The sequence below is a fragment of the Streptomyces sp. CB01635 genome (assembly GCF_002803065.1).
In the GTDB taxonomy this organism is placed as follows: Bacteria; Actinomycetota; Actinomycetes; order Streptomycetales; family Streptomycetaceae; genus Streptomyces.
The window spans coordinates 401,794-414,078 of the sequence record NZ_NNBL01000004.1; the positions used below are offsets into that span (position 1 = coordinate 401,794).

At 68.5% G+C, this 12,285-nt stretch carries 11 protein-coding genes and 2 tRNA genes; 9 read left to right on the forward strand and 4 right to left on the reverse strand.

The genetic code is table 11. From position 1 onward, the window contains the following. Positions 1-102 precede the first annotated feature (102 nt). Positions 103-1,251, forward strand: coding sequence for a PP2C family protein-serine/threonine phosphatase (locus tag CG723_RS16765; protein WP_100594199.1), 1,149 nt, complete (start codon positions 103-105; stop codon positions 1,249-1,251). Between the two features lie 131 nt (positions 1,252-1,382). Here the strand turns inward: CG723_RS16765 and CG723_RS16770 are convergent, their stop codons facing one another. Beyond that, positions 1,383-2,564: a cation:proton antiporter gene (locus CG723_RS16770; protein ID WP_100594200.1), complete on the reverse strand. Its 1,182-nt coding sequence runs from the start codon at positions 2,562-2,564 to the stop codon at positions 1,383-1,385. Positions 2,565-2,803: 239 nt separating this feature from the next. Here CG723_RS16770 and CG723_RS16775 point away from each other — a divergent pair, with 239 nt between their 5' ends. Further along, the gene (locus CG723_RS16775) at positions 2,804-3,598 is read left to right on the forward strand and encodes an ABC transporter ATP-binding protein (protein WP_100594201.1); all 795 of its coding nucleotides are present in this window, start codon (positions 2,804-2,806) and stop codon (positions 3,596-3,598) included. A 154-nt stretch (positions 3,599-3,752) separates the two neighbouring features. Further along, complete coding sequence (locus CG723_RS16780) at positions 3,753-4,199, forward strand: HD domain-containing protein (RefSeq protein WP_100594202.1); 447 nt, start codon at positions 3,753-3,755, stop codon at positions 4,197-4,199. A 91-nt stretch (positions 4,200-4,290) separates the two neighbouring features. On the opposite strand, the gene CG723_RS16785 is transcribed toward CG723_RS16780, so the two are convergent. Then, positions 4,291-5,439, reverse strand: coding sequence for an acyltransferase family protein (locus CG723_RS16785; RefSeq protein WP_100594203.1), 1,149 nt, complete (start codon positions 5,437-5,439; stop codon positions 4,291-4,293). Between the two features lie 535 nt (positions 5,440-5,974). Between CG723_RS16785 and CG723_RS16790 the strand changes: the two genes are divergently transcribed. Beyond that, entirely contained in the window at positions 5,975-6,169 is a 195-nt protein-coding gene (locus CG723_RS16790; protein WP_100594330.1) for a hypothetical protein, read from the forward strand. A gap of 76 nt (positions 6,170-6,245) precedes the next feature. Here CG723_RS16790 and CG723_RS16795 read toward each other — a convergent pair. Continuing rightward, a tRNA-Gly gene (locus tag CG723_RS16795) sits at positions 6,246-6,316 on the reverse strand. Between the two features lie 141 nt (positions 6,317-6,457). Here CG723_RS16795 and CG723_RS16800 point away from each other — a divergent pair. The 5 genes from CG723_RS16800 (at position 6,458) to clpX (ending at position 11,180) form a co-directional block, all read left to right on the forward strand. Beyond that, a tRNA-Pro gene (locus CG723_RS16800) sits at positions 6,458-6,534 on the forward strand. Positions 6,535-6,685: 151 nt separating this feature from the next. Then, positions 6,686-8,074, forward strand: coding sequence for a trigger factor (tig, locus tag CG723_RS16805; protein WP_100594204.1), 1,389 nt, complete (start codon positions 6,686-6,688; stop codon positions 8,072-8,074). 342 nt (positions 8,075-8,416) lie between these two features. Beyond that, positions 8,417-9,025, forward strand: coding sequence for an ATP-dependent Clp protease proteolytic subunit (locus tag CG723_RS16810; protein ID WP_100594331.1), 609 nt, complete (start codon positions 8,417-8,419; stop codon positions 9,023-9,025). 53 nt (positions 9,026-9,078) lie between these two features. Beyond that, positions 9,079-9,738 (forward strand): ATP-dependent Clp protease proteolytic subunit, encoded by a 660-nt coding sequence (locus tag CG723_RS16815; RefSeq protein ID WP_100594205.1) that lies wholly within the window; start codon positions 9,079-9,081, stop codon positions 9,736-9,738. A 155-nt stretch (positions 9,739-9,893) separates the two neighbouring features. Continuing rightward, positions 9,894-11,180 carry an ATP-dependent Clp protease ATP-binding subunit ClpX gene (gene clpX / locus CG723_RS16820; protein ID WP_100594206.1) on the forward strand — a complete coding sequence of 429 codons (1,287 nt, stop codon included), beginning with the start codon at positions 9,894-9,896 and terminating at the stop codon, positions 11,178-11,180. Positions 11,181-11,261: 81 nt separating this feature from the next. Here the strand turns inward: clpX and CG723_RS16825 are convergent, their stop codons facing one another. Next, positions 11,262-12,233: a hypothetical protein gene (locus tag CG723_RS16825; RefSeq protein WP_100594207.1), complete on the reverse strand. Its 972-nt coding sequence runs from the start codon at positions 12,231-12,233 to the stop codon at positions 11,262-11,264. Positions 12,234-12,285: the final 52 nt, after the last annotated feature.

The window sequence follows — 12,285 nt, forward strand, 5'->3', positions numbered from 1 at the left end:
AGATTTTCCCCGCCCGCGGAAGGTGCCGGAAGGGGCCTGGAAGAGGGACAAGTGGGACCTCCCGTGCGAAGCCCCTGGCCCGCTGTATAAGGTCCACGAGCAATGGCAGGACGACGCGCGCAAGCCGAGACGTTTCCGGCCCGGATGAAGATGAGACTGCACCGGGCCCGCATCGGCCTGCGCAGATCGGGTGTCGACTACTTCCGCGGCGACGGTTCCGACTGGGTCGCCCTGGTGGGCCTGCTCCTCACGGTCCCGGTCATCACCTGCGGCACTCTCCTCAACTCGGTCTGGTGTTCCCCGACGGCGCTCGTCCTGCCGATCGTCGCGGGCGGACTGCTGCTGCGCCCGGCCAGCCTCCTCGGCCTGTACGCGGCCGCCGCTGCGGCGCTCATCGTGGAGTCCGTCAGGCTCGGCCCGTACTCGGAGGGCGCCGCCCGGGTCACCCCGGGCACTGTCCTGGTCGTGGCGGCCTGCGGTTTCTTCGGGCTGCTCATCGCCCAGTTCCGCAGCCGGGTCGGCGTGCCCTGGCGGCGCGGCGGCACGATGCTGTTCGACCTGCGCGAACGCATCCGCGTACAGAGCAAGCTGCCGCAGCTGCCCAAGGCCTGGCACCGCGAGATGGCGCTGCGTCCGGCCGGCGGCCAGTCCTTCTCCGGCGACTTCGTGGTCGCGGCCCGTACGAACGGCGGGCGCACCCTGGAAGTGGTCCTCACCGACGTATCGGGCAAGGGCATGGACGCGGGGTCCAGGGCCCTGCTCCTGTCCGGAGCCTTCGGCGGGCTCCTCGGCTCCCTGCCGCCGCACGCCTTCCTGCCTGCCGCCAACGGCTATCTGCTCCGGCAGGACTGGGACGAGGGCTTCGCCACGTCCATCCACCTCGTCCTCGACCTGGAGTCGGGCGACTACGAACTCTTCTCCGCGGGGCACCCGCCGGGCCTCCAGCTCAGCGCGGGCAGCGGCCGCTGGGAGGAGAAGGCCGCCGAGGGCCCGCTCCTCGGCGTCTACGACGGCGCCCAGTTCGACTCCATAAAGGGCTCCCTGCGCCCCGGCGACGTCCTGATGCTCTTCACGGACGGCCTGGTCGAGACGTCCGACCGGGACATCGCCGAGGGCATCGACCGCCTCACCGGCGAGGCGGACCGCTATGTCTCGGGCGGGTTCCACGGCGCGGCCTGGCACCTCATCGAAGCGGTGGCCAAGGACGTCAACGACGACAGGGCGCTACTGCTGATCTGCCGGGACGCGTGACGGCTCCGCCTGTGCGTTGATGAGGCTGCGTCGAAGCCGCATGCCTTCAGGGGCGCGGGGAACTGCGCGACCAGCCGCAGAAGACCCGCGCCCGGCAACGAAAGCTCGCCCCTGGGGTGCGGACCCACCCGTCACACCCCGGCGCCCACTCGCTCATCGAGGGGCGCCCCGTCCGGCCGCCCCCCTGGAAGGACCCGCGCGAGCCACTCCGAGCGGCCCGCCGCCATCGGTCCGAGGACGGCGAGCAGCAGGACATAACCCGCGATGAACGGTGACAGCCGCTCGTCCAGGCCCGCGCCCGCCGCCATCGTGGCGAGGATCAGGGCGAACTCACCCCGGGCGAGCAGCGTCGTGGAGATGTTCGCGGCGGGGCCGGGCCCGAACCCGTACACGCGCGCCGCCCCGAGTCCCGCGAGCACGTTCATCACCAGCGTCACCGCGACGGCCGCGAGGACCGGCCACAGCACCGTCGGCAGGTCGCCCGGGTCGATGGAGAGGCCGAACGCGAAGAAGAAGATCGCGCCGAACGCGTCCCGCAGGGGGTGCACGAGCTTGCGGATGCGCTCGCCCGACGTGGTGGAGCCGAGCATCAGGCCGACCATGAACGCGCCGATCGCGTCCGCGACCCCGAACCACTCGGAGACCCCGGCGACGAACACGGCCGCGCCGAGGAAGGAGATGACGAGGAGTTCGTCGTCCTTGGTGTTGAAGAGGTGGCCCACGATGCGGGTGCCGAAGCGCGCCGCGAGCGCGAGCAGCAGGAGGAAGCCGAACGCCTTGCCGCCGTCCATGACCGCCGACGCGAGACTGTCCGCGCCGGACAGGATCGGCTGGAGTGCGGCCAGGTAGAGGGCCAGGAAGATGTCCTCGACGACGATGATCCCGAGGATCGGCCTGGTCTCCGGATTGCCGAGGCGGCCGGTGTCGACCAGGACCTTCGTGACGATCGCCGACGAGGAGATGCCGAGGACCCCGGCGAGGACCAGAGCCTCGGAGGTGCCCCAGCCGAGGGCGAATCCGAAGCCGAGGCCCGCGCCGACGTTCAGCGCGAGGTACGTCCCGCCGGCGACGGCCATTTTCCCGCCGCCGGTCTTGAGGTCGTCCAGGTGGAATTCGAGGCCGAGGTAGAAGAGCAGCAGGACCAGGCCGAGCGCGGAGAGCATCTCCAGGTCGTGCGGGTCGGCGACGAGCACGATGCCGGGTGTGTGCGGGCCGAGGAGGATCCCGGCCAGGATGAACAGGGGGATGGTGGGGAGTCCGATGCGTCCGCCGAGGCGGGCGAGGACGGCGGCGGCGAGAAAGGCGCCGCCCATGGCTATCAAGGTGTCTGCATGCCCGATGGGTCCGTTCCTTCCGTTCTTGGCTTGGTCAGATGGCTGGCTTAGGTCAAGAGAGAGTCAAGAACGCGTCAATAGTTAGCTTACCAAACCATTTCCGTGGTCCGGGGTGGGGTTCTCCCCACCCCGGTTTCGCCAGCGGCCCTCATGGTCGGCAAGGCCCCTCCATCCGTACGTTCGGGACATCGAATCCGGCACCGTACGAGAGGGCGACCATGGGCCTGGGCACGAAGCGGCACGACGAGGCACCGCGTGACGACAGGTGGGCCGTCGACCTGCGCGGCGTCCGCCGTCAGTACGGCCGCGGCAGCGGCGCCGTGCACGCCCTGCGCGGCATCGACCTCGCCCTGCCCCGTGGCAGCTTCACGGCGGTCATGGGCCCCTCCGGCTCCGGCAAGTCCACGTTCCTGCAGTGCGCGGCCGGCCTCGACCGCCCCACCGACGGCACCGTCCGCCTCGGCGGCACCCTCATCACCGGCATGAGCGAGAACAAACTCACCGCCCTGCGCCGCACCCGCCTCGGCTTCGTCTTCCAGGCGTTCAACCTGCTGCCCTCGCTCACCGTCGAGCAGAACGTCGTCCTGCCCATGCGCCTCGCGGGCCGCCGCCCCGACCGCCGCCGCGCCGCCGAGGTCCTCGCCCAGGTCGGCCTGGGCGACAAGGGCAAGCGGCGGCCGGGCCAGCTCTCCGGCGGCCAGCAGCAGCGCGTCGCCATCGCCCGCGCCCTGATCACGCGCCCCGACGTCGTCTTCGCCGACGAGCCCACCGGGGCCCTCGACACGACAACGGCCGCCGACATCCTGGGACTTCTGCGCACGGCCGTCGACAGCATGGGCGCCACCGTCGTCATGGTCACCCACGACCCGGCCGCCGCGGCCTGCGCCGACCGCGTCCTGTTCCTCGCCGACGGCCGGATCGTGGACCAGCTGCACGGCGCCTGTGCGCAGGCGATCGCCGCCCGCATGACGACCCTGACGGCCCCCGCCTACGCGGGAGCGGCCGCCTGGTGATGCCCAACGGCCTCGCCCGCCGGCCTGACGGGGCAGTCCCCGTACGTCCCGCCGTTCGTGTACGGCTCCTTCGCCGGGTCCGTCCTGGTTCCCGGCCTGGACGCGACTGTGCTCCCGGCCCGGGCGGCCCTGCGCAGGCCGTAGGGTCGGCCGCATGCTGACCCTCGCCGAGGTGGAGGCCCTGGCACGCGGGGCCCACGTCACCCAGACGGACAAGGCCGGACGCCCCTACGCGGAACACCTGGAGGCGGTCGCCGAAGGTGTACGCGCCCGGGGCGGCGACGAAGAGCAGATCGCGGCGGCCTGGCTGCACGACGCGATCGAGGACGACGCCCTGTCCCCGCAGTGGCTGGCCGCGGCGGACCTCACGGACCGCACGAAGGCCGTCGTCCTCGCCCTCACCAAGCGCCCCGGAGAACCTCAAGAGGCCTACGCGCAACGAATTCTGGCCACTCCTGGCGCGCTGCTGGTGAAGCAGTCGGACCTGGCCCACAACGCCGACCCCACCCGCCTGGCGGCTCTGGACGCACCGACGAGAGACCGACTGACGAGGAAGTACGCGGGGATGAGGGCCTTGCTGGGTATCGACGAAACCCCGTAGTTCCCCGCGCCCCTACAAAGGGGTGCGGGGAACTACGCGACAAGCCCTCACGCACCCGCACCCGCGCACCCGACGAACGGCGGCGGCACCCTCAGGCGCGGGCCCGCCCACGATCCCGGGCCACCTCGGCCGCGTCCTTCTTGAACGCCCATTCCATCTTCGGCTCCATCGCGAACCGGAACATGCGCTGGACCGGGGGAGTGCACAGGACCGTGATCAGAGAGGCCGCGACGACCGTCACGAACACCTCGCCCAGCGGCTTGTGCAGCCAGGCGTAGTCGTCGAACCAGCCCCAGAACCGCGAACCCTTCGCGATGAAGCCGTGCAGCAGGTAGCCGTACAGCGTCCCCGCGCCCAGCACGGTGAACCACATCTTCCGCCGTGGCACCCACGCGAAGAAGCATGCGGTGAGGACGACCGAGCAGCCGAAGAGCGCGAACGTCATCACGGCACCGGCCCACCACGGCGCGCCCAGCTCCTGCGCGCTGTCGCGGTGGTAGAACCACGCCGACGTCATCCGCGGAGCGGCCCAGTAGGCCAGCACCAGGGCCACCGCGAAGATCGGCACGGACAGGATCCGCACCTCACGCCGGCGCACCAGCTGGAAGTGCTCGGGCTTCAGGAACAGGCCGAGTACGAAGAAGGGGAGGAACTGCAGGACGCGCTGGAGGTCGAGGTCGTCGCCGATGTCGGGGGAGACGGAGGCGAGTACGGCGATGGCGACCGCGAGCGGTACCGGCCAGCGGACGATCTTCCACAGCGGGGTGGTGAGCCGCCACACGAACAGGGCGACCAGGAACCAGGTCAGATACCAGGGGTCGAGCAGGCTGAAGGGCTGCGTCGGATCGTCGTCCGCCCAGCGCTTGAAGAAGGTGTACGCGACCTCGAAGATCACGTACGGCACCGCGACCCCGGTGATGAGCCGCCGGAGCCGGTCGGGCCGCATGTCGAAGCTGCGGGAGAAGTAGCCGGAGATGACGATGAACGCCGGCATGTGGAACGTGTAGACGGTCATGTAGAGCGCCTCGGCGGCGCGGCTGTGATCCGTCAGCGGTTCCCAGGAGTGGCCCATCGCGACCAGCACGATGGCCAGGTACTTGGCGTTGTCGAAGAACGCGTCCCGCTGTTTCGCGGGCTTGGCGGCCGGTGTGGGGGGAGCGGCTGCCGTATTCGGTGGCTGATGGGCGGGGGCCGTCTGTGCCGCAGGGAGCGGGGCTCGGGTGGGGGCAGCGCGGAACATCTGAGGCACCTTAGCGGCGCCCGCGGTATTTCGTAAAACCCTCACGTCAAATCCTCCTTACCGCGCGCATACCCCGGATTCGGAGAAGTCGGCATAGCGATGGCGAAGTTTTCGCAGGTCTTCCTGCGGGACTTCGGGAGGCATCCAGATGAGTCCGTTATGACCACTCTCATCCTGATTAAATAGCGCATATCGGCCGCACTCGACCACCTCGGATGTGGCCCCCGCGACAATTCGAATTAACGACGAACAACACATGCGTGACCCCGCGTGCCCGCGGTGTGGACGTGCTGTGTGTGCATGGAAACGATCAGGACGAATTACCGGCCACGGGGACCCGCGAAATTGCCCGGGGAACACGCGCTGATCATGTGCCCCAAGGGTGCGGGGCCGGCGCGCCGCCGCAGGGGAGTGGCCGACGATGCGTCACCCGCCGCATACGGAGGCCGTGTTGGTGGCACGATGGTTCTGGCGGGGGTGTGCGGGGTCGTACCCCCCGGGCCGGGAGAGCGGACCGACCTAGGGTGTGATCAGTGTGGCCATTTCGCTGTCAGTGGTACTGCTGTTGGCGATCATTCTCGTGGTGCTGATCCGGGGAGGGTCGATCAAGGCCGGACCTGCCGTGGTGGCGGTCCTGTTCGGGTTCTTCCTGGCCTCGACCGGAATGGCCGACGACATCCAGAGGTTCCTGAACTCGATAGCGGACACGATCAACTCGATCCAGTTCTGACCGCTCTGGAGTCTGTCCGGCCCAGGACGTGAAAAACCCCGGGCCCGGTTCATGGGAACCGGGCCCGGGGCCAAAGAGCGGGCGACGGGAATCGAACCCGCGTAGCTAGTTTGGAAGACTAGGGCTCTACCATTGAGCTACGCCCGCACACTTCGCGCCGCAGGTCGGTGACCGCGGCAACGGGAAGCATCGTAGCGGGTCCCGGACCCTCGCCGCACACCGCATTCACACCGCTCGTAATGCGGGAGCCGCACCGGCCGCGTGCATGTACCCTACGTGTCGCACCGACGGGGTGTGGCGCAGCTTGGTAGCGCGTCCGCTTTGGGAGCGGAAGGCCGTGGGTTCAAATCCCGCCACCCCGACCAGCGTCGCAACAGCAGCGTCTCAAGCGGTTGAACGGCTCCTCAAGATCGCGTTGTGGGACGGCTCCGGCTTGCCGTTACTATGCAAGCTGCGTGCCCGTGTGTCTCTTAACCGGGCAGGAACCCAGAAGTCAGCCCCCAAGGAGACCGAACCGTGAAGAGCGCCGTGGAGACCCTGAACCCGACCCGGGTTCGGCTCAGCATCGAGGTGCCCTTCGAGGAGCTCAAGGACAGCCTCGACGCGGCGTACAAGAAGATCAACCAGCAGGTCACGGTGAAGGGCTTCCGCAAGGGCAAGATCCCTGCCCGCGTCATCGACCAGCGGTTCGGCCGCGGTGCGGTGCTTGAGGAGGCCGTCAACGACGCGCTTCCGAAGTTCTACACCGAAGCGGTCAACGAGGCCGAGCTCAACGTGCTGGGCCAGCCCGAGGTCGACATCACGGAGCTGAAGGACGGCGAGACGCTGAACTTCACCGCCGAGGTCGACATCCGTCCCGAGATCGTGATTCCGGACTACTCCGGCATCGAGGTCGAGGTCGACGCCATCGAGGTCAGCGACGAGGACGTCGACAAGTCGGTGGAGCAGCTCCGTGAGCGCTTCGCCTCCACCTCCCCGGTCGAGCGGGCCGCGGAGGACGGCGACGTCGTCACGATCGACCTCGAGGCCAAGGTCGACGGCGAGGTGCTCGAGGACGGCGTCGCGTCCGGCGTCTCGTACACGATCGGCTCCGGCGAGCTCCTCGAGGGCATCGACGAGGCCGTGAAGGGCCTGGAGGCCGGTGGCGAGGCCACCTTCACCTCCGAGCTCAAGGGCGGCTCCGCCGAGGGCAAGGAGGCCGAGGTCACCGTCAAGGTCACCCAGGTCGCCGCTCGTGAACTGCCGTCCCTGGACGACGAGTTCGCGCAGCTCTCCTCCGAGTTCGACACCCTCGACGAGCTGAAGGCCGACAGCCGCAAGCGCCTCGAGAACATGAAGCAGTACGACCAGGCCACGCAGGCCCAGGAGCGCGTCCTGGAGAAGCTGCTCGAGCTGGTCGAGGTCCCCGTTCCCGAGAAGCTGCTCGAGGACGAGGTCAAGACCCGCAAGCACAACCTCGAGCACCACCAGCTCGGCCAGATGGGCCTCGACCTCGAGAAGTACCTCGAGATCCAGGGCAAGACGGTCGAGGAGTTCGACGCCGAGACCGCCGAGCAGGCCGTCAAGGGCATCAAGACGCAGTTCGTCCTCGACGAGCTCGTCAACAAGGAGAAGCTGAACGTCAACCAGGAGGAGCTCACCGAGCACCTCATGCGGCGCGCGCAGTCCTCCGGCATGTCCCCCGACCAGTTCGCCCAGGCCGTCGTCGAAGGCGGCCAGGTCCCGATGCTGGTCGGCGAGGTCGCCCGCGGCAAGGCGCTCGCGGTCGTCGTCGAGGCCGCCACGGTCAAGGACACGAACGGCGAGATCGTCGACCTCGAGGACGACGAGGACGAGTCGGCTGCCGCCGGCGAGACCGTCGAGGCGGACGGCTCCGCCGACGCCGAGGAGAAGAACGAGGCCTGAGCCGATCCCGGCTCCGCACGCTTCACGGGCCCCCAGGACGCCGCCTCGCGGCACCCTGGGGGCCCGCCCCTTTCCCGCTTCGCTCCCGGTGCTGCCCGGCGGGGGCTGTCGCGCAGTTCCCCGCGCCCCTGACGGGGCGCAACATGCGCTCACAGCGAACAGTTCCCCTTGCGGGATTCACCGAAGGGACCCGCGCGTTAGGGTCCATGAATACGAGGGCAGATGAGTCCCCGCAGCCGCCGCCGAAGGGTGGTGCGCAGGTGTGGGTTTCCGGCCCTCCGGATAAGACGCGAGACGGCGCGTTGCCGTCAGAGACGAGCAGGTGGATACGTGACGAATCTGATGCCTTCCGCCGCCGGTGAGCCGTCCCTCGGTGGTGGCCTCGGCGACCAGGTCTACAGCCGACTGCTCAACGACCGCATCATCTTCCTAGGCCAGCAGGTCGACGACGAGATCGCCAACAAGATCACTGCCCAGATGCTCCTCCTGGCCGCTGCCGACCAGGCCAAGGACATCTACCTCTACATCAACAGCCCCGGCGGTTCTGTGACGGCCGGCATGGCGGTCTACGACACCATGCAGTACATCCAGAACGACGTCGTCACCATCGGCATGGGCATGGCCGCCTCCATGGGCCAGTTCCTGCTGACGGGCGGCACCCCGGGCAAGCGCTTCGCCCTTCCGAACACGGACATCCTGATGCACCAGGGTTCCGCCGGCATCGGCGGTACGGCTTCGGACGTCAAGATCCAGGCCGAGTACCTGCTGCGTACGAAGAAGCGCATGGCGGAGATCACGGCCCGGCACTCCGGGCAGACCGTCGAGACGATCATCCGTGACGGTGACCGCGACCGCTGGTACACCGCCGAAGAGGCCAAGGCGTACGGCCTCATCGACGAGATCATCAGTGCCGCTACGGGTGTTCCGGGCGGCGGCGGCACCGGGGCCTGAAACCCCGGTTACGCGGTCATCCAAGCCCACCTCACCAGGACGGAACACCGACCATGAACAACATCCCCGGCAGCGGCCTGTACACCGGCCCGCAGGTCGACAACCGCTACGTGATCCCGCGCTTCGTCGAGCGCACCTCGCAGGGCGTGCGTGAGTACGACCCGTACGCGAAGCTCTTCGAGGAGCGCGTGATCTTCCTCGGCGTGCAGATCGACGACGCGTCCGCCAACGACGTCATGGCGCAGCTCCTGTGCCTGGAGTCGATGGACCCGGACCGTGACATCTCCATCTACATCAACAGCCCCGGCGGCTCCTTCACGGCGCTCACGGCCATCTACGACACGATGCAGTTCGTGAAGCCGGACATCCAGACGGTCTGCATGGGTCAGGCGTCCTCCGCGGCCGCCGTGCTCCTCGCCGCCGGTACGCCGGGCAAGCGCATGGCCCTGCCGAACGCCCGCGTGCTGATCCACCAGCCCTCCGGTGGCACCGGCCGTGAGCAGCTCTCCGACCTGGAGATCGCTGCGAACGAGATCCTCCGGATGCGTGAGCAGCTCGAGGAGATGCTGGCCAAGCACTCCACGACGCCGATCGAGAAGATCCGCGACGACATCGAGCGCGACAAGATCCTTACGGCTGAGGACGCCCTGGCGTACGGCCTGATCGACCAGATCATCTCCACCCGGAAGATGAACAGCGACGCTATCGCGTGACGTTCCGCTGTATCGTCTGCCGCTCCTTGGCACGGTTCACGTCAAAGTGAACCGTGCCAAGGGGGGCCCGAACGGGGGGCCCGGCAAGGTACCGTCGGATACAGGCACCAGGAGTCGCTTACGCGAGCGTCTCCCAGGCGAAGGGGAAGCACCTCGTGGCACGCATCGGTGACGGCGGCGATCTGCTCAAGTGCTCGTTCTGCGGAAAGAGCCAGAAGCAGGTCAAGAAGCTCATCGCAGGCCCCGGTGTGTACATCTGCGACGAGTGCATCGACCTCTGCAACGAGATCATCGAGGAAGAGCTCGCGGAGACGAGCGAGGTCCGCTGGGAAGAACTTCCCAAGCCTCGCGAGATCTACGAGTTCCTCGAGGGCTATGTCGTCGGCCAGGAGGCCGCGAAGAAAGCCCTCTCGGTCGCTGTGTACAACCATTACAAGCGGGTCCAGGCCGGTGAGAACGGTGGAGCCCAGGGACGCGACGACGCGATCGAGCTGTCGAAGTCCAACATCCTGCTCCTGGGCCCCACGGGCTCGGGCAAGACCCTCCTGGCCCAGACCCTGGCCCGCATGCTGAACGTTCCGTTCGCCATCGCCGACGCGACGGCGCTCACGGAGGCCGGCTATGTGGGCGAGGACGTCGAGAACATCCTCCTGAAGCTGATCCAGGCGGCCGACTACGACGTCAAGAAGGCCGAGACCGGGATCATCTACATCGACGAGATCGACAAGGTCGCCCGTAAGAGCGAGAACCCGTCGATCACGCGCGATGTGTCCGGTGAGGGCGTCCAGCAGGCCCTGCTCAAGATCCTCGAAGGGACCACGGCTTCCGTCCCGCCCCAGGGCGGCCGCAAGCACCCCCATCAGGAATTCATCCAGATCGACACGACGAACGTGCTGTTCATCGTGGGCGGCGCGTTCGCCGGCCTGGAGAAGATCATCGAATCGCGGGCGGGTGCCAAGGGCATCGGCTTCGGCGCGACGATCCACTCCAAGCGCGAGCTGGAGGAGAAGGACCAGTTCCGGGAGGTCATGCCGGAGGACCTGGTGAAGTTCGGGATGATCCCCGAGTTCATCGGCCGTCTCCCCGTCATCACCTCGGTCCACAACCTGGACCGCGAGGCGCTCCTCCAGATCCTCCTGGAGCCGCGCAACGCCCTGGTGAAGCAGTACCAGCGCCTCTTCGAACTCGACGGCGTGGAGCTGGACTTCGAGCGCGAGGCCCTGGAGGCCATCGCCGACCAGGCCATCCTGCGCCGCACCGGCGCGCGCGGCCTGCGCGCGATCATGGAGGAAGTCCTCCAGTCCGTGATGTACGAGGTCCCGTCCCGCAAGGACGTGGCCCGCGTCGTCATCACGGCAGAGGCCGTCCACTCGAACGTGAACCCGACCCTGATCCCGCGGGAGGCGCGGGGCGGGGGTACGGGGGAGCAGAAGTCCGCGTAGGCGGCAGGTACGACAAGACTGAGGGGCGCCCGGCGATCAGATCGCCGGGCGCCCCTCAATTACCCCCGCAGGTACGGAGGGTCACTCCGCGACGCGGACTTCCTTGCGGAGGTCGGCGGTGACCTTCGCGGAGTCGTCGAGACCGACGCCCTTGCCGCCTGCTGCCGGGACGCCCATGCCGATCGTGCTGTAGTCCGCCCACAGGCACATGTACTGGGTGTCGACCTTGCCTGTCGCGATGTTCTTGGCCTGCGCCTGCTGACACTTCATCACTGCGCCGTCGAGGCCGTCCGGCTCGACCGTCTTCGCGTCGCCGATGAAGGTCATGGTCGGCTCCGACTTCTTCGCCTGCTCCTTCTTCATGCCGGCGAGCGTGGAGTCGATCGCCGCCTCGGGGTCCTTCACCTTGCCGTAGATGCCCATGAAGGACACCGCCTTCGACGTGGCGACATCCGCCGCCGACGGCTGCGCGGCAGGGTTGCTGACGTCGATCGTCGAGTAGATGGCGCTGACGGCCTTCGCGTTCGTGACCCCGCTCTCCGCGAGGACCTTGGCGTCGCCCGAGGTGGCGTCCTGGGCGCCCTTGTCCTCGCCCATGCGCTTGTAGTCGCCCATCACCGTCGCCGGCGTCGTCAGCTTGTGCGGGCCGTCGTCCGCCACGGACGAGCCGCCCCCGCCGAACATGAAGTACGCGCCCACGCCGATCGCCGCGACCACGGCCACCGCGCCGATGATCAGGCCCGTCTTCTTCTTGCCGCCCTGGGGCGGGCCGGGGGGCGGAGGGACCTGCCCGTAGGGGGCCTGGGGCTGCTGGCCGTAGGGGCCCGGCTGCTGGGGCTGGCTGTAGCCGCCGGGCTGGCCGTACGGCTGCTGCGGCTGGCCGTACGGGGGCTGCTGCGGCGGCACGCCCTGCGGGGCCTGCTGCGGGTAGCCGTAGCCGGGCTGGGGCGCGGCCGGGGGCTGCTGGCCGTAGGGGCCCGGCTGCTGCTGGCCGTAAGGTCCGGGCTGCTGAGGCTGCTGCCCGCCGTACGGGCCCGGCTGGTTGTAGCTCATTTCTGGGGTTCCCTCCCGATGCTTATGCGTTCCGAACATCCTGGCGGAAGGC

What these genes read in the sequence shown, in the direction of transcription:
- CG723_RS16765 (WP_100594199.1), top strand. Translation starts at nt 103, where the DNA reads ATGGCAGGACGACGCGCGCAAGCCGAGACGTTTCCGGCCCGGATGAAG.
- CG723_RS16770 (WP_100594200.1), bottom strand. Translation starts at nt 2,564, where the DNA reads ATGGGCGGCGCCTTTCTCGCCGCCGCCGTCCTCGCCCGCCTCGGCGGA.
- CG723_RS16775 (WP_100594201.1), top strand. Translation starts at nt 2,804, where the DNA reads ATGGGCCTGGGCACGAAGCGGCACGACGAGGCACCGCGTGACGACAGG.
- CG723_RS16780 (WP_100594202.1), top strand. Translation starts at nt 3,753, where the DNA reads ATGCTGACCCTCGCCGAGGTGGAGGCCCTGGCACGCGGGGCCCACGTC.
- CG723_RS16785 (WP_100594203.1), bottom strand. Translation starts at nt 5,439, where the DNA reads ATGTTCCGCGCTGCCCCCACCCGAGCCCCGCTCCCTGCGGCACAGACG.
- CG723_RS16810 (WP_100594331.1), top strand. Translation starts at nt 8,417, where the DNA reads ATGCCTTCCGCCGCCGGTGAGCCGTCCCTCGGTGGTGGCCTCGGCGAC.
- CG723_RS16815 (WP_100594205.1), top strand. Translation starts at nt 9,079, where the DNA reads ATGAACAACATCCCCGGCAGCGGCCTGTACACCGGCCCGCAGGTCGAC.
- CG723_RS16825 (WP_100594207.1), bottom strand. Translation starts at nt 12,233, where the DNA reads ATGAGCTACAACCAGCCGGGCCCGTACGGCGGGCAGCAGCCTCAGCAG.